Below are 16,160 nucleotides of genomic sequence, written 5' to 3'. Positions count from 1 at the left end.
GCCGGGTACCGTGCTCACGACTCGATCCCGTCGCGGAGCAGCGCCGCGGGCACCTGCCAGTCGAGCACCAGGTCGAGCAGCCCCGGAAACCGCTGCTGCACGTCCTCGATCCGGACCCGGCTGATGCGGGTCAGGCCCTCGAGGTGCTGTTCGAGCAGTCCGGCCTCGCGCAGGACCCGGAAGTGGTGGGTGAGCGTGGACTTCGGTCGGTCGATCCCGACCCAGCCGCAGCTCCGTTCGCCACCGGCGGCGTCGACGAGGTAGCGGTGCAGGATCGCCAACCGGATCGGGTCACTCAGGGCGTCCAGGACGACGGGGAGGTCCATCTCGGCCGCGGACGGCTGGGGCAGCCGCTCGGGGGCATCGACGTGCGCGGGCATGGACGGGACGCTACCACCGTTCGGCTTGCTGTACGACTTGCGTCGTACTGCGGACTGCGGTACGAATGCAGTCGTACAACGGACCATCGGAAGGATGCTCATGCAGCAGTCAGCTCGCTCGGTCGCCGGGTTCTGGATCCTCGCGGCGATGCTCCTGGTGTCGGTCGCGTCGTCCGCGGTCCCCTCGCCGATCTACCCGGTCTACGCCGCCGAGTGGCACCTCACGCCGCTCATGCTGACCGGCGTCTTCGCCATCTACGTCGCCGGGTTGCTCGCGAGCCTGCTCATCGCCGGGCGGCTGTCCGACCACGTCGGCCGCAAGCCCGTGCTCGTCGCCGGAGGCCTGGGCGTCGCCCTGTCGCTCGGACTGTTCGCGATCGCGGACGGCGTCGGCGCGCTCATCGTCGACCGCATCGTGCAGGGCGTCTCCGTCGGACTCCTGATCGGTGCGCTCGGGGCGGCCCTCATCGACAACTCGCTCGAGCGGCACCCGACCCTGGCCGGCGTGCTGAACGGTGTCATCCCGCCGATCGCACTCGCCACCGGTGCGATGTCGAGCGGTGCACTCGTGCAGTGGGGTCCGGCGCCGGAGCAGCTCGTCTACCTGGTCTTCGGAGCGCTGCTCGTGCTCCTCGTGCTGGCGCTGTTCGTGGTCCCCGAGCAGGTCCAACGGCGCCCCGGAGCACTCCGTTCGCTGCGTCCGACGATCAGCGTGCCGCGGAGCTCGCGTCGACTGTTCCGCGGGGTCGTCGGTTCCCTCGTCGCCAGCTGGGCCCTCGGCGGCATGTTCCTCTCACTCGTCCCCTCGGCCCTCGGTGCCGTGTTCGGCATCACGAACCACTTCGCGGCCGGCGCACTCATCGCCGTCGTCACGGGCGTCGGTGCACTGACCGGACTCGCGACGCAGCGGATGGACGCTCGCCGCGCGGTGCTCGTCGGGCTCGTCGCCCTGGTGCTCGGCCCGATCGTGACCGTGGCGTTCGTGATGGCCCACTCCCTGCCCGGCCTCGTCGTCGGCAGTGCGATCGCCGGTGTCGGCTTCGGTGCCGGGTTCCAGGCACCGCTGCGGATGCTGCTCGCGACCGCGGCACCGACCCACCGCGCCGGACTGCTCTCGACGATCTACGTCGTCAGCTACCTGGCGTTCGGGGTCCCCGCCGTCATCGGTGGGCTGCTCGAACCGTCGATCGGACTCGTCCCCGTCATCGCCGGGTACGGCGGGTTCATCGTCCTCGCTGCCGTCGTCGCGCTCGTGCTGCAGCTGACGTCGAAGGACGCGGCCGCCGTCGAGGAGCAGGCCGCCGAGGTCATCGAGCGCACCGCCACCGGCTCGATCCGCGTCGCGGCGGAGTAGCGGCCGGCGCCCGGCACCCGCTTGGTGCGAGGTTGGCCACACGGTGCGAGGCCACAGCACCGCACGGAGTGATCAACCTCGCACCAGCTGACGGCTAGTGGCCCGGGTGCGCCGAGTTCGCGCCGCGCGCCCGTCCACGAGCACGAACCCCGACCGTCCGAGCAGCACCCGTGTGGGCGGCGTCGACGTCGGCCTTGCCCCGGTCGGCAGCATCACGCAGGCGCTTCGGTCCGTGCCGCTTGGCCCAGTCCCAGAAGCGGTGCAGCTGCGCCTTGAGCCACACGATGATCTTGTGGAAGAAGTGGAACTCGCTCGCCAGCACCGTGAGTCCGATGAACACCACGAGCCATCCCGGCCCGGGCAGCGGCACCAGGATGAGTCCGATGATGACGACCAACCCGCCGACGATGCCGACGAGCACCTTGTAGAAGAGGTGCAGGTGCGGCCTGGCGTGGATCCAGGTCCGCATGTCGTGGAACCACTGGAAGCGCTGACGCGGCGCACCGTCGGTCCGGCTCTCGCCGGGTCCGTCGTTCGCGTCGCCGTCCATGCCGAAAACGTAGGGCGTGCGGCTGGGAATCCGCGGCGCACGCGGTGGACGCGCGGTGCGCGTGACGGAGGACGTGTGGCGGGGATGCGCCGCGCCTCCCGTCCGTCAGCGAGTGTCCGCCGGGAGGCCCGTCACGCGTGGGCGACGCACGTCGCGGCCCACGGGACGGCGGCCAATCGTGCCGCTGGGATCGGTTCGCCGCCGACCGCGCAGGTTCCGTAGGTGCCGGCGTCGAGCCGCGCGAGCGCGGCGTCCACCTGCTCGATCCGCTGCCGGGCCGCGTCGCGGACGGCACCGAGCGAGCCGCGCTCCCACGCGAGGGTCGCGCCCTCGGGGTCGTGCTCGTCGTCGGAGTTGGCATCCTGGCGGGCGTCACTGACGTCACGCATGCTCCGCTCGACGTCGGCGAGCAGCCGTTCGTTGCGAGCGCGTTCCGTGTCGAGCGCGGTGCGGGGGTCGTCCATGGCGGACACCGTAGTCGTGACGGAATGCCCGACTCTCCGGATGCGTTTGCATCGACATGACGAAGATCGGGTTCCTGTCGTTCGGACACTGGCGCGACGTGCCGGGGTCGAAGGTGCGCAGCGGGCGTGAGTCCCTGGTGCAGGCGATCGACCTCGCGGTCGCTGCCGAAGAGGCCGGCGTCGACGGCGCCTACTTCCGCGTGCACCACTTCGCACCGCAGCAGGCAGCACCGTTCCCCCTGCTGTCCGCGATCGCCGCGAAGACCAGCCGCATCGAGATCGGGACCGGCGTGATCGACATGCGCTACGAGAACCCGCTCTACATGGCCGAGGAGGCCGCGGCGACCGACCTGATCTCCGGCGGACGACTGCAGCTCGGCGTCTCCCGTGGCTCACCCGAGACCGCCCTCGCCGGTTACCAGCAGTTCGGCTACGTGCCGGACGCGTCCGACGAGAACGGCGGCGACATGGCCCGCGCGCACACCAGCGTGTTCCGTCGCGCCATCGCCGGCGAACCGATGGCGAACGCCAACCCGCAGATGACCGGCTCGGTCGGATCGTTGCCGGTCTCCCCGCTCTCCGACTCGCTCGGCGACCGCATCTGGTGGGGCGCCGGCACACGAGCCACCGCCGAGTGGACCGCCGAGCAGGGCATGAACCTGATGTCGTCGACCCTGCTCACCGAGGACACCGGCGTGCCGTTCGACGAACTGCAGGCCGAACAGATCGAGCGCTTCCGTCGAGTGTGGGCGGAGTCGGGCTGGGAGCGGACCCCGCGCGTCTCCGTCTCCCGCAGCATCATCCCGATCATCGACGACGAGTCGCGGCACTACTTCGGCGTCCGCGCACAGGTCGAGGGGCAGGACCAGGTCGGGCACCTCGACGGCGGGCTCGCCCGCTTCGGCCGCTCGTACATCGGCTCGCCCGAGGACCTCGTCGCGGAGCTCGCGGCCGACCAGGCGGTCCGCGCTGCCGACACCGTGCTCGTCACGGTGCCGAACCAGCTCGGCGTCGACTTCAACGCGCGGCTGCTCGCCGCCGTGAAGGACGTGTTCACCGAGGTCGACGCGGCACCCGTCCTGGCCTGATCTGCTCGGTCAGGCGCTGACGGTCGGCGGCTGCGTCTACGGCGTCGGCCAGATCAGCCGGAAGCGCTCGCAGACCACCGGCATGTCCGGTTCGAAGCCGCGCGGGTTCTCGGAGTGCGCGCGCCAGTACGCCTCGTGCACCGTGCGCCAGTGCTCGAGAGTCCGGTCTCCTTCGCCTTCGGCGCGCGCGTGCTCGGCCCCGACGGCGTCGAACGGGACGATCCGGACGTCCGTCGTCTCGATGACGGCCCGGGGAACACCGGCACCGTCGGTCACGATGCTGCACTCACCGGTCGCGGGGAGCGGGTCACCCGTCGCCTCGTAGTCCCAGAGCGCTGACGCTGTGCCGTCCTTGACCCCGCGGAGCACCAGGCCGAGCAGCTCGTCTGCCTGCTCCGGAGCGGCACCGAACGACCACGCCTCCGGCACCTCGGCCGGCAGTTCCGGAGCCTCGTCGCGCCGTTCGTTCCAGAAGTCGTCCAGGCTCGCGGTCACCAGCCGACCGTAGCGCACCGCCGGGTGTCCGCACTTGTGCCGACACCCGCCTTGGGACTGTGGCGGCGGGGCGGCGTCCCCTACCGTCGAGGAGCACCATCCGCCGCACCTCGAGGAGTCCCCGTGACACTGCCGGCCGCAGGCTGGTTCCCGGACCCGCAGGACGCCAGTCGTCTCCGCTGGTGGGACGGTCACGCCTGGGGTGCCGCGACCCGTGTCCTGCCGAGTGCTCCGGAACCGGTCCTGCCGATCGTCGTTGCACCCGTCGGCCCCGCGTTCTCGGTGCACACGGCATCGATCCGGACCCACGCGTGGGCGTCCGGCGGCGGTCGCGACCGCCGGTTGTGCGTGTTCACGGTGCTCGCGGTGCTGCTGGCCCTGACGTCGATCCTCGTCAACCCGCTGGGTGTCAGCAGCGCGCTCGCTCTCGTGTGCGGGCTGGTCGGTGTCGTTCGTCCCGGCGCGACCGGCGGGTGGGCGGTCGCTGCGAGGAGTGCGTCCTCGAGCGCGGTGGTGGTCGCGGTCGCGACGGGCGCGGTGGCGGCGTCGGCCCAGTTTCACCTCTTCTGAGGCATCCGGGGCCGTCACCGTCCGACTTCGTGAGCAGAAATGGTCGGGTGCCGACCAGCGACCCGACCATTTCTGCTCACGAAGTGCACGCCCGGGCCCGCCGAACGACGAGACCTACCGCCGCGACCGCGGATGCGCCGTCTGGTACACGTCCCGCAGCATGTCCGCCGTCACCATCGTGTAGATCTGGGTCGTCGCGACGCTCGCGTGCCCGAGCAATTCCTGCACCACGCGCACGTCAGCCCCGCCCTCGAGCAGGTGCGTCGCGAACGAGTGCCGGAAGGTGTGCGGCGACACGTGCGCCTCCAGGTCGGCGGCAGCAGCGGCGGACTGGATCACGAGCCAGGCGCTCTGCCGCGACAGCCGCGCTCCACGGGCACCGAGGAACAGCGCCGGTGTCGACGGACCTCGTACCGCGAACACCGGCCGCGCACGCACCAGGTAGGCGTCGATCGCCGCCCGGGCGAAACTGCCGAGCGGCACGACCCGCTGCTTGTTCCCCTTGCCGGTGACCTTCACGACGGCGAGACCGTCGGCGTCCGGAGCCGAGTCGTCGGACAGCGTCGTCACGTCGTCCACCGACAGCCCTACCGCCTCGGAGATCCGCGCGCCGGTGGCGTAGAGCAGTTCGAGCAACGCCTTGTCCCGCAGCCGCACGGGGTCGTCCACACCGGAAGCGCCGTCTGCGGAGACGTCCGTCGACACCGCTCCGAGCAGCCGCTCCATGTCCTCCACCGAGATCGCCTTCGGCAGCCGCATCGGGGCCTTCGGCGGCCGGACGGCGGTACCGGGGTCGAGCGGCAGCCAGCCCTCCCCCGCCGCGAAGGCCGTGAACGAGCGCACCGAGCTGAGCATCCGGGCGATCGACCTCGGTGCCAGCGGACCGTCCGGCTTCGTCGCCAGGTAGGTCACGAACTCCGAGACGTCTGCCCGAGCGAGCCGCCCGACGTCGTCGATCGCAGATGCCCCGCCGGCCCGGTCGGCACCGTCGGACTCGACGACCGAAGCCGTCGCCAGCCACGAGGTGAACACCGCCAGGTCACGCCGGTACGCCGACAGCGTGTGCTGCGACAGCCCGCGCTCGATCGCGACGTGCCGCAGGTACGTCTCCGTGGCACGGTCCAGGGGAATCACGACAGCAGGCGCACGGTCAGTGCAGTGCCTCGTCGGGGGCCCCGACCCGGTACCCGGTGAACGTCACGGTCAGGCCGGCTCGCGTCGGAGCTGCACACAACAGTCCGGCCGACACGGCAGCATCGGGATCGAGGTACGCAACCCGCACCAGCCGGGGTTCCTCGTCGTCGGCCCACGCCCGGACGGTCACGGCATCACCGTCGCGGCTGGCCCGGACGGTCACCACACGTCCCACCCACTCCGGCATGGGCGCCACCGACCAGTCCGAGAAGTGACGGGTCACCACGGCGCCGAGCTGCGGCGTCCCGTCGGAGAACTCGACACCGGCCTTGATCCAGTTCCGCTCGTCGACGCGCAGGAAGAGACCGGCCTGGTCGAACTGCTCCGTGTAGTCGAGGACGAACGATGCCTCGACCGAGAACGACCCGTCGAGGGGCTGCACCAGCGCGTGCTCGGAGTCGTGGACGAACCCGTACGACGTGGTCCGCCAGGCGTCGCTGCCCTCGACCGCGGTCACGCGCAGCACGTCGCCGTCGAACTCCACGGCCTCGGGCTCGTGCGTCCACGTCGCCGCGTCGACCAGTTCTCGCAGGCTCATGCGCGGCCTCGCTCGAGCGCATCCACCGCGAGCACGGCCACGACCAGCCCGGAGTTGTGCAGCCGACCATCGAGGATCGCCTCCACCAGCTCGGCCCGCGGCACCCACCGCTTCACGATGTCGGCTTCCTCAGCCTCGCGCTCGAACGCCGTCGTCGTGGGCCGCACGCCCCGGGCGCGGTAGACCTGCAGGAATTCGTTGCTCCCGCCGGACGACGTGTTGTACCGGACCAGCGGCTCCCAGGTGTCCGCTTCGAGGTCGGCCTCTTCAGCGAGTTCGCGGGCGGCAGCGACCTGGAGGTCCTCGCCCTCGACGTCCAACAGCCCGGCCGGCAGCTCCCAGTCGCGCACCCGAACCGGGTGCCGGTACTGCTGGATCACGAGGACACGGCCCTCGTCGTCCTCGGCGTAGACCGCGACGGCACCGGTGTGGTCGATGTACTCCCGCACCATCGTCTCGTCGTGGTACGCGATCGCGTCGCGGCGCACGTCCCAGACGGCGCCCTCGTACGCGACGGTGGACTCGGTGACCTCGAACGAGGCGGCTTCGTCAGCGATGGGTGCGTCAGTCACGGAACCATCCAAGCACGCGCCCCTCGCGGAACCAGGTTCCGGACACAGCACTGCGTCGTTCCGTGGTTCCGTGTCCGGAACCAGGTTCCGTGGGCGCGACCACAGACGGACAGGAGGCGCGGTGCCAGCTGGCACCGCGCCTCCCGTCATCGACAACGCGCGTTACGCGACCTGCTCCTCGTTCTGCGGGTCGAACAGGCTGGACGCCTCGTGGCGCTCGATCGCGGCCGCGACGAGCCCCGCGAACAGCGGGTGCGCGTTCGTCGGACGCGAGCGCAGCTCCGGGTGCGCCTGCGTCGCGATGTAGAACGGGTGCACGTCACGCGGCAGCTCGACGTACTCGACCAGGCTGCCGTCGGGCGACGTGCCCGAGAACACCAGGCCGGCGTCCGCGATCTGCTGCCGGTACGTGTTGTTGACCTCGTAGCGGTGACGGTGGCGCTCGGACGCCTCGGGCGCACCGTAGAGCGACTCGGCCAACGAGCCGGAGCTGAACGTCGCCGGGTACAGGCCGAGGCGCATGGTGCCGCCCAGGTCGCCGCCGGCGATGATGTCCACCTGCTCCGCCATGGTCGCGATGACCGGCGTCGAGGTCTCCGGGTCGAACTCGGTGCTCGACGCGTCGGTCAGGCCGGCCTCGTGGCGGGCGTACTCGATGACCATGCACTGCAGGCCGAGGCACAGGCCGAGCGTCGGGATGCCCTGCTCACGGGCGAAGCGCAGCGCGCCGAGCTTGCCCTCGATGCCGCGCACGCCGAACCCGCCGGGGATGCAGATGCCGTCGACGTCGCCGAGCTGCTTCGCAGCGCCCTCGGGCGTGGTGCAGTCGTCGGAGACGACCCACTTCAGCGTCACCTTCGCGTCGTGCGCGAAGCCGCCGGCACGGAGCGCCTCGGTGACCGACAGGTAGGCGTCCGGCAGGTCGATGTACTTGCCGACGAGGGCGATCGTGACGTCCTTCTTCGGCTCGTGCACGGCACGGAGCACCGGGGTCCACGCGGTCCAGTCGACCGGGCCGGCCTCGAGCTTGAGCGCGTCGACGATGACCTGGTCGAGGCCCTGGTTGTTCAGCAGCGTCGGCAGGTCGTAGATCGACGGGACGTCCACGGCGTTCACCACGGCGTCCTCGTCGACGTCGCACATCAGCGCGATCTTCTTCTTGTTCGAGTCCGACACCGGGCGGTCCGACCGCAGCACGAGGGCGTCGGGCTGGATGCCGATCGAGCGGAGCGCGGCGACCGAGTGCTGCGTCGGCTTCGTCTTCTGCTCACCCGAGGCGTTCATGAACGGCACGAGCGACACGTGCACGAAGAACACGTTGTTGCGGCCGAGCTCGTGGCGCACCTGGCGCGCCGACTCGATGAACGGCTGCGACTCGATGTCGCCGACGGTGCCGCCGACCTCGGTGATGATGACGTCGGGCTGCGGGTCGTTCTCCGCCTGCTCGCGCATCCGACGCTTGATCTCGTCGGTGATGTGCGGGATGACCTGCACGGTGTCACCGAGGTACTCGCCACGACGCTCCTTGGCGATCACCGTCGAGTACACCTGGCCGGTCGTGACGTTCGCCGACTGCGCCAGGTTGATGTCGAGGAAACGCTCGTAGTGTCCGATGTCGAGGTCCGTCTCCGCACCGTCGTCGGTCACGAAGACCTCGCCGTGCTGGAACGGGTTCATGGTGCCCGGGTCCACGTTGAGGTACGGGTCGAGCTTCTGCATGACGACCTTGAGGCCGCGAGCCGTCAGGAGATTGCCGAGGCTGGCTGCCGTCAGGCCCTTGCCGAGAGACGAGACGACCCCGCCGGTCACGAAGATCTGCTTCGTCACCTTCGGGGTCGGGGTGTTTGCCTGGGTACCGCTGCTGAGAGTGTCCGCCACGGGATTCCATCGTACGTCAGAACTGCCGGGAGGCGCGACCTCGGTTCGCCGTGGGCGTTGCGCGGGGTGGGTGGCCGGGTCTTCGGGCCGTGCGCGCGTGGGCGCGCGTGCTTGCTTGCGGCCGTGTGGCAGGTCAGGCCGTCTGGCCGGCCACGTCGAGCAGTTCGCGGGCGTGTTCCACGCCGCTCGCGCTGTCGCCGAGCCCCGAGAGCAACCGCGCCATCTCCTGCAGGCGGTCCTCGCCCTCGAGCCGTCGCACGCTCGACGAGGTCACGGCGCCACTCGCGTCCTTCACCACGTTGAGGTGGTTGTTCGCGAACGCCGCGACCTGCGCCAGGTGGGTGACGACGATGACCTGCGTGCGCTCGGCGAGCTTCGCCAGCCGACGGCCGATCTCGATCGCCGCGGCACCGCCCACGCCGGCGTCGACCTCGTCGAAGACGAACGTCGGCACGGTCGTGCTGCCGGCCATCACGACCTCGATCGCGAGCATCACGCGCGACAGCTCGCCGCCCGATGCCCCCTTGCCGATCGGTCGGGGGTCGGTGCCGGAGTGCGGCTGCAGCAGGATCGACACCTGGTCGCGTCCGTGTCGGCGGTACTCCCCCGCCTCGGTGACCTCGACCACCAGGGTGGCGCCGGCCATCGCGAGCGTCTTCAGCTCGGTCGTGACGCGCTTCGCGAGGTCCGCTGCCGCCTTCGTGCGGGCAGCGGTCAACGCGGCCGCGGCCGCCCCGAGTGCCTGTTCGTCCTGTTCGACGGACTGCTGGAGCGCCGCGATGCGGTCGTCGTCGCCGTCCAGCTCGAGCAGGCGGTCGCTCGCCCGCTGCCCGTAGTCGATGACGTCGTCGACGGTCTCGCCGTACTTGCGGGTGAGGCCGGCGAGCAGGGCGCGCCGTTCGTTGATGAGCTCGAGATCGTGCCCGGCTTCGGGCTCGAGCGAGCCGAGGTAGCTGGAGATGCTCGCCGAGGCCTCGGCCGCCTGGATGCCGAGCTCCGTGATCTGTTCGAGCACGGGCTGCAGGGCGGCGTCGGAGTCGGCGACCCGCTCGACGGCGCGTCGGGCGGACTCGACCAGGCCGACGACGTCGGAGACGCCGTCGAGGGACTCGCTGGACAGGGCCTCGTGCGCCAGGGCAGCGGACAGCCGGAGTTCCTCGAGGTTGCCGAGCCGGTCGGCGCGCTCGGCGAGCTCGACGTCCTCGCCGGGCTGCGGGTCGGCCGCTTCGATCTCGTCCGAGGCAGCGCGGATCCGGTCGGCTTCGGCCACCCGCTCGTCGCGGTCGCGCGTCAGTGTCTCGAGTTCGCCCGTGTGCTGCTGCCACGCGTCGTACGCGGCGACGTACCGGTTCAGGGCCTTCTCGAGCGCCGCCCCGCCGAAGCCGTCGAGCGCCGCACGCTGCGCGGTCGACGAGGTCAGTCGGATCTGGTCGGACTGGCCGTGCACCGTCACGAGCTGGTCCGCGAGTTCACCGAGCACCGCGACGGGAGCGCTGCGGCCCCCGACGGTCGCACGGCTGCGCCCCTCGGCCGAGACCGTGCGCGTGAGGATCAGTTCGCCGTCCTCCACCGCGCCGCCGGCGTCCTCGACGCGTTCGGCGACGGCAGCGTGCTCGGGGACGTTCCACCGGCCCTCGACCACGGCGCTCGAGGCACCACGGCGGACCGAACCGGCGTCCGCCCGAGCACCGAGCAACAGCCCGAGGGCCGTGACGATCATGGTCTTGCCGGCACCGGTCTCGCCCGTGACGACGGTGAACCCCGGACCGAGTTCGAGCGTGGTCTCGCCGATGACCCCGAGGTCACGGATCGCGATCTCCTCGATCATCGGTGGTGCTCCTCGCCTCGGCCGGTCACAGGTGGTCCTCGTCCTCGTCGGTCTGCGGCCCGCGCCACCCGGTGACCGGGAGCCGGAACTTCGCGACCAACCGGTCGGTGAAGGGAGCGTCCTTGAGGCGCGCGACCCGCACGGGGTCCGGCGACCGTCGGACCTCGACGCGAGCGCCCGGCGGCAGGTCGTGCGTCCGGCGACCGTCGCACCACAGCACCCCGACACCGCTCGTGCGCCGCAGGACCTCGATCGCGAGCGTGCAGTCCGGGCCCACCACGATCGGGCGGGCGAACAGGGCGTGCGCGCTGAGCGGCACCATCAGCAGGGCGTCGACGTCGGGCCAGACGATGGGACCGCCGCCGGAGAACGAGTACGCCGTGGACCCGGTGGGGGTCGACACGACGACGCCGTCGCACCCGAACGAGGACAGCGGGCGACCGTCGACCTCGGTCACCACTTCGAGCATGCGCTCGCGCGAGGCCTTCTCGATGGTGGCCTCGTTGAGCGCCCAACTCGAGTAGACGGTCTGGTTGCCGACGACCACGTCGACCTGCAGGGTGACGCGCTCCTCGACGTGGTACTCACCCGACAGGGCGCGCTCGACGGTCTCGGCGAGGGCGTCCCGCTCGCTCTCCGCCAGGAAGCCCACGTGCCCGAGGTTCACGCCGACGATCGGCGCCCGCGTCTCGCGCACGAGTTCGGCCGCGCGCAGGATCGTGCCGTCGCCGCCGAGCACGATGACGATCTCGAGCTGGTCCGCCTGGACGTCGACTCCCAGGATGTCGACCTGCCCCACCGAGGCTTCGGCTCGCCGGATGTCGGCGTACTCGTCGAACGGCATCACCGGGATCAGACCGGCGGCGTGCAGGAGGTCGCAGACCTCGACCGCAGCGTCGATCGAGTCACGGCGACCCGTGTGGGAGACGAGCAGGATGTGCCGGTCGTCGCTCATGCGGTCCCCTCTGTGAGTTCGGTTGCCCGGACTCTCCATTCTGTCGGATTGCCACCGACACCACGCTGGAAGCGCGCGAGGTACTCGTGGTTCCCGTGCGTCCCGATGATGGGCGACGCCGCGAGCCCGGTGGTCCCGAAGCCCAGGTCCCACGCGGCCCACAGGACGTTCATCAGGGCGTCGTCGCGGAGCGCCGGATCGTGCACGATGCCCTCGCGCACCCCACCGCGACCGACCTCGAACTGCGGCTTCACCAACAGGACGAAGTCGTCGGCGGGGACGGCCTCGGCCAGGGCGGGCAGCACGAGCCGGAGCGAGATGAAGGACAGGTCGCCGACCACCAGGGTCGTCTCGGCTGCGGCGCCGTCGAGCGCGAGGTAGTCCGACCGGGTCAGGCTGCGGGCGTTGGTGCCCTCGACCACGGCGACACGTTCGTCGACGGCGATCGTCGGGTGCAGTTGCCCGTGCCCGACGTCGAGCGCGATGACCCGGCGAGCACCACGGGCCAGGAGCACCTGCGTGAAGCCACCCGTGCTCGCACCGACGTCGAGCACCACACGGCCGGACGGGTCGACGCCGAACGCATCGAGCGCTCCGATCAGCTTCTGGGCAGCGCGGGAGACCCACTCGTCGGCCGCGTCGACCACGATGTCGGCAGCCGGCGAGGTCGGGGTGGAGGGCTTCACGACAGGACGACCGTCCACCGTCACCCGGCCGTCCTGGATGAGCTTGGTGGCAGCGGTGCGCGAGCGCGCGAGGCCACGTGTCGCGAGCAGGGCGTCGAGGCGGACCGGGGTCGCGTCGGGCACGGCTCCGTCCGGTTCAGGCACTCGCGGTGCCGCCGCTCTCGAGCCGCGTGCGCAGCTCGTCGTGGAGTGCCGAGAACGCGTCTGCACGTTCGACGAGCGGCAGGGTCTCGGCCGCCGAGGTGCGCGCGGCGAACTCGTCCTGCGGTTCCAGGTCGGCGGACGGCTGCTCGGGGTTCGGCACGTCCGACACGCTACTCGCCGCCGTAGAGCTGCGGGTCCACGTCGAGGCCGTAGATGGCCAGACCGGACTCCCAGATCAGCGCCGCGCCGGCGCGGAGCCGATCGATGTCGCTGCCCGCGTCGAGCACCCGCACCACGTGCCCCCGCATCGCCACGGTGGCGCTGCCGACGGTGACGTACCGGGTGCCGTCATCGTCCTGCCGACGGACGGTCACCGGGTAGGGCTCGGACAGACCACGGAGGTCCTCGAGCACGAACACCGGGCGCGAGCGCTGATCGGCCGCGAGCACCTGCTTCGCCTGGTCGATGCCGGTGAGCACGAGGACGCTCGGGATCCCGACGTCGTTCGCCCCCTTGATGTCGGTGTCGAGACGGTCACCGATGAACAGAGTCTTCCCACCGCCGAACCGCTCGACCGCGGCGTCGAAGATCGGGCGCTCCGGCTTGCCGGCGACCACGGGCATCCGCCCCACGGCCTGGTGGACCGCGGACACGAGCGTGCCGTTGCCGGGGGCGATGCCGCGCTCGACCGGGATCGACCAGTCCATGTTCGTGGCGACCCACGGGATCGCCGGGTCGGCCAACGCGAACGACGCCTCGGCCAGTTCCTTCCACCCGAGGTCCGGGGAGAAGCCCTGGATGACCGCGGCCGGGGAGTCCTCGGCACTGGTCGTCACCGTGAAGCCGGCGGCCTCGACGATGCTCGACAGTCCCAGCCCACCGGTGACGAGCACCGTCGCACCAGCGGGCACCAGCGTCGACAGGAGCTGCACGCCCGCCTGCGACGACGTGACGACGTCGTCCTCGGACACCTCGAGCCCGTAGCGCTCGAGGTGCTCGGCGACGTCGATCGGTCGTCGGGACGCGTTGTTGGTGATGTACCCGACCCGTGCGGTCAGCGAGGCCCGTGTGAGCGCCTCGACCGCGTGCGGGATGGCGTTGCGCCCCCGGTAGACGACGCCGTCGAGGTCCGTGAGCACCACGTCGACGCCGTCCGTCGGCGCGGTCGGGACGTCAGTCGGCTGCGGAGCCGTCGACGTCGCGGGGGTTGTCGTCGTCGAGTTCGCCGGGCTCGTCGGCGTCGCCGGGTTCGCCGACGACGTCGGGCTCGGCGAGGGCTGGCTCGTCGTCGTCGAGGTCGGCGTCGTCGTCGAGCTGGTCGGTGTCGTCGAGCTCGCCGGCGTCTCCGTGTTCTTCGACTTCGAGCGTTTCCTCGACCACATCAACTGTCTCCCAAGCGTTCTCGTCGGCGGCTTCGGCGAGAGCCGTTGCCGCACGGTCGACACGGGCCCACCACTCGTCGGCCTCGTCCTGGCGGCCGAGCTCTTCGAGCGTGGCCGCGTAAGCACTGTAGAGCGCCGGTGACCACGTGTAGGCCGTGGACGGGTCCAGCTGTGGAATCTCCAGCTCGCCCAGGGCAGCTGTGGGGTTCCCGAGGTCGATGCGCGCGCCGGACATCGCGATCGCGAGTTCGACCTGCACGGCGGTGTCGAGCGCGGCACGCTCCACCGAACGGCCGAGTTCGAGCGCGCGCTCCGGGCGGCCGAGGCCTCGTTCGCAGTCCACCATCATCGGGAGCTGGTCGTTGCGGCCGGAGATGCGCCGGTAGGTGCGGAGCTCGCGCAGCGCGGTCGCGAAGTCCCCCAGGCGGTACGCCGTGATCGCAGCGGTCTCGCGGACGACACCGACGCGACCGGCACGGCGGGCGGCGCTCAGAGCGTGCTCGTTCGCCAGAGCAGGGTCCTCGTCGACGAACAGCGCCGCGGCCACGAGGTGCCGGGCGACCCAGTCGGCGTTGTCCTTGCTGAGCGTCTTCAGCTCCATGCGCGCTGCGGGGTCGAGGTCGCGCGCATCGATCTCGTCGGGGATGTCCGGGTCGTCGTGACGCGGTCGGATCGACTTCGTGCCGTACGGGTCGCGGTCTTCCCAGTCGTCGCGGGCTGCCTCGCCGAACCGTGCGCCGGCGTGACGCGTCCCGTCGCCGAAGCGGCGTCGGTCGTCGCCACCGTCCTGACGCGGGCGGTCGCCACCACGGGCCGGACGGTCCGAAGCACCCCGGAAGGACGGACGGTCGCCGTCACGACGCGGACGGTCGGCGTCGCGGGCCGGACGGTCGCCGTCGCGGGCCGGACGGTCGGAACCACCGCGGTACGCGGGACGGTCGGAACCACCGCGGTACGCGGGACGGTCGCCGTCACGACGCGGACGGTCCGATGAACCGCCACGGTACGACGGACGGTCGCCATCACGAGCCGGGCGGTCAGAGCCGCCGCGGTACGGGCGGTCTCCATCGCGAGCAGGACGGTCGGAACCACCGCGGTACGCGGGACGGTCGCCATCACGACGCGGGCGATCCGAGCCGCCCTGGAACGGGCGGTCACCATCACGACGCGGACGATCCGACCCACCACGGTGAGCAGGACGATCGCCATCGCGGGCGGGACGGTCGGAGCCGCCGCGGTACCCGGGACGGTCGCCATCACGGGCGGGACGGTCGGGACGGTCGGGACGGTCCGAGCCACCGCGGTACGCGGGACGGTCGCCATCACGACGCGGACGATCCGAACCACCACGGTAGGCGGGACGGTCGCCGTCACGCGCGGGGCGGTCCGACCGGAACGGACGGTCCCCGTCGCGCGGACGCTCAGCACCGCGGGGGCCGTCGCCGCGCGGCGGACGGCCGGAGTCGCCGCGATCGCTCCGCCACGACGGACGATCGTCACGGTCTCCGGAGCGGAACGGACGGTCGCCACCGCTCCGCGGCGCACTGCCGCGACCTGCAGCGCCGTCGCGGAACGGACGGTCGGAGCGCTCAGGACGGTCACGGCGGTCGCCCTCACGGCGTTCGAAGTCACGCGGACCGGACGACCAACGACCTCCGCCCGCAGCGTCTCCGCGCGGACCTCCGTCGCGTCGAGGGGCTCGGTCGTCCCGTCGGGGTCGGTCTCCCCGGTCGCCGTCGTTCCGCCGCTCGTCGTCGTTCGCCACCGTTGCTCCTCATCGCGTGCCCGAGCCGAAGGCCGGGCGTTCGTCCGCTGTGTCGTTGTGTTGGGTGCCGCGTCGGTCGGACCGACGTTCGAGCTCCAGTCCATCACGAACCGGAGCCGACGTCGAGCGACGAGCGGCAAAACAGAAAGGGCCACCGGCCACCACCGTGAACGAGGGTCTCCCCTGCGAATTCACGATGGAGGGCCGATGGCCACACCTTCTTACGTTAAGTCCGGCGGCGTCCTACTCTCCCACAAGGTCCCCCTTGCAGTACCATCGGCGCTGAGAGGCTTAGCTTCCGGGTTCGGAATGTGACC

The 16,160-nt window shown here is 71.2% G+C and carries 18 protein-coding genes and 1 rRNA gene; 3 read left to right on the top strand and 16 right to left on the bottom strand.

Annotation, left to right across the window (positions count from 1 at the left end):
• Positions 1-14: 14 nt before the first annotated feature.
• Positions 15-380, bottom strand: a complete 366-nt coding sequence (locus EDF33_RS19520; RefSeq protein WP_131881720.1) for a helix-turn-helix domain-containing protein — start codon at positions 378-380, stop codon at positions 15-17.
• A 100-nt stretch (positions 381-480) separates the two neighbouring features.
• Between EDF33_RS19520 and EDF33_RS19515 the strand changes: the two genes are divergently transcribed.
• A complete protein-coding gene (locus tag EDF33_RS19515; RefSeq protein WP_123673782.1) occupies positions 481-1,734 on the top strand; it encodes an MFS transporter in 1,254 nt (417 codons plus the stop codon).
• 94 nt (positions 1,735-1,828) lie between these two features.
• Here the strand turns inward: EDF33_RS19515 and EDF33_RS19510 are convergent, their stop codons facing one another.
• Both EDF33_RS19510 and EDF33_RS19505 read right to left on the bottom strand, forming a co-directional pair.
• On the bottom strand, positions 1,829-2,284 hold the full coding sequence (locus tag EDF33_RS19510; RefSeq protein WP_243648858.1) for a TIGR02611 family protein: 456 nt from the start codon (positions 2,282-2,284) through the stop codon (positions 1,829-1,831).
• Between the two features lie 131 nt (positions 2,285-2,415).
• Entirely contained in the window at positions 2,416-2,748 is a 333-nt protein-coding gene (locus EDF33_RS19505) for a TraR/DksA C4-type zinc finger protein (protein WP_111086578.1), read from the bottom strand.
• A 56-nt stretch (positions 2,749-2,804) separates the two neighbouring features.
• On the opposite strand from EDF33_RS19505, the gene EDF33_RS19500 reads away from it, so the two are divergent.
• Complete coding sequence (locus tag EDF33_RS19500; RefSeq protein WP_243692517.1) at positions 2,805-3,836, top strand: LLM class flavin-dependent oxidoreductase; 1,032 nt, start codon at positions 2,805-2,807, stop codon at positions 3,834-3,836.
• Between the two features lie 36 nt (positions 3,837-3,872).
• On the opposite strand, the gene EDF33_RS19495 is transcribed toward EDF33_RS19500, so the two are convergent.
• The gene (locus tag EDF33_RS19495) at positions 3,873-4,331 is read right to left on the bottom strand and encodes an ASCH domain-containing protein (protein ID WP_243692516.1); all 459 of its coding nucleotides are present in this window, start codon (positions 4,329-4,331) and stop codon (positions 3,873-3,875) included.
• A gap of 123 nt (positions 4,332-4,454) precedes the next feature.
• Here EDF33_RS19495 and EDF33_RS19490 point away from each other — a divergent pair, with 123 nt between their 5' ends.
• Complete coding sequence (locus EDF33_RS19490; RefSeq protein ID WP_165918889.1) at positions 4,455-4,901, top strand: DUF2510 domain-containing protein; 447 nt, start codon at positions 4,455-4,457, stop codon at positions 4,899-4,901.
• Between the two features lie 114 nt (positions 4,902-5,015).
• On the opposite strand, the gene EDF33_RS19485 is transcribed toward EDF33_RS19490, so the two are convergent.
• The 12 genes from EDF33_RS19485 to rrf all read right to left on the bottom strand — a co-directional run.
• Positions 5,016-6,032 carry a site-specific tyrosine recombinase XerD gene (locus EDF33_RS19485; RefSeq protein ID WP_132100955.1) on the bottom strand — a complete coding sequence of 339 codons (1,017 nt, stop codon included), beginning with the start codon at positions 6,030-6,032 and terminating at the stop codon, positions 5,016-5,018.
• 19 nt (positions 6,033-6,051) lie between these two features.
• Complete coding sequence (locus EDF33_RS19480; protein WP_132100940.1) at positions 6,052-6,633, bottom strand: DUF1349 domain-containing protein; 582 nt, start codon at positions 6,631-6,633, stop codon at positions 6,052-6,054.
• Positions 6,630-7,205, bottom strand: a complete 576-nt coding sequence (locus EDF33_RS19475) for an NUDIX hydrolase (protein ID WP_207906730.1) — start codon at positions 7,203-7,205, stop codon at positions 6,630-6,632. Before EDF33_RS19475 ends, EDF33_RS19480 begins: the two co-directional genes overlap by 4 nt.
• 162 nt (positions 7,206-7,367) lie before the next feature.
• Positions 7,368-9,083, bottom strand: a complete 1,716-nt coding sequence (locus EDF33_RS19470) for a CTP synthase (protein WP_173170571.1) — start codon at positions 9,081-9,083, stop codon at positions 7,368-7,370.
• A 133-nt stretch (positions 9,084-9,216) separates the two neighbouring features.
• Positions 9,217-10,911, bottom strand: coding sequence for a DNA repair protein RecN (gene recN / locus EDF33_RS19465; protein WP_132100939.1), 1,695 nt, complete (start codon positions 10,909-10,911; stop codon positions 9,217-9,219).
• 25 nt (positions 10,912-10,936) lie between these two features.
• Positions 10,937-11,866, bottom strand: a complete 930-nt coding sequence (locus EDF33_RS19460) for an NAD kinase (protein ID WP_132100938.1) — start codon at positions 11,864-11,866, stop codon at positions 10,937-10,939.
• Positions 11,863-12,675 carry a TlyA family RNA methyltransferase gene (locus tag EDF33_RS19455; RefSeq protein WP_243692515.1) on the bottom strand — a complete coding sequence of 271 codons (813 nt, stop codon included), beginning with the start codon at positions 12,673-12,675 and terminating at the stop codon, positions 11,863-11,865. Before EDF33_RS19455 ends, EDF33_RS19460 begins: the two co-directional genes overlap by 4 nt.
• 13 nt (positions 12,676-12,688) lie before the next feature.
• Positions 12,689-12,856: a hypothetical protein gene (locus EDF33_RS20330; RefSeq protein WP_159572718.1), complete on the bottom strand. Its 168-nt coding sequence runs from the start codon at positions 12,854-12,856 to the stop codon at positions 12,689-12,691.
• 10 nt (positions 12,857-12,866) lie between these two features.
• Entirely contained in the window at positions 12,867-13,838 is a 972-nt protein-coding gene (locus EDF33_RS19450) for an HAD-IIA family hydrolase (RefSeq protein WP_131922791.1), read from the bottom strand.
• A 31-nt stretch (positions 13,839-13,869) separates the two neighbouring features.
• Positions 13,870-14,679: a hypothetical protein gene (locus tag EDF33_RS19445; RefSeq protein WP_132100937.1), complete on the bottom strand. Its 810-nt coding sequence runs from the start codon at positions 14,677-14,679 to the stop codon at positions 13,870-13,872.
• Positions 14,670-15,680 (bottom strand): hypothetical protein, encoded by a 1,011-nt coding sequence (locus tag EDF33_RS19440; RefSeq protein ID WP_132100936.1) that lies wholly within the window; start codon positions 15,678-15,680, stop codon positions 14,670-14,672. Before EDF33_RS19440 ends, EDF33_RS19445 begins: the two co-directional genes overlap by 10 nt.
• 393 nt (positions 15,681-16,073) lie before the next feature.
• Positions 16,074-16,160 (bottom strand): 5S ribosomal RNA (gene rrf, locus EDF33_RS19435); the annotation flags it as partial.

The sequence above is a fragment of the Curtobacterium sp. PhB146 genome (genome assembly GCF_004342995.1).
Lineage (GTDB): Bacteria > Actinomycetota > Actinomycetes > Actinomycetales > Microbacteriaceae > Curtobacterium.
The sequence above is the reverse complement of the archived record's forward strand: the minus strand, read 5'-3'. Positions and strand labels throughout refer to the sequence as shown.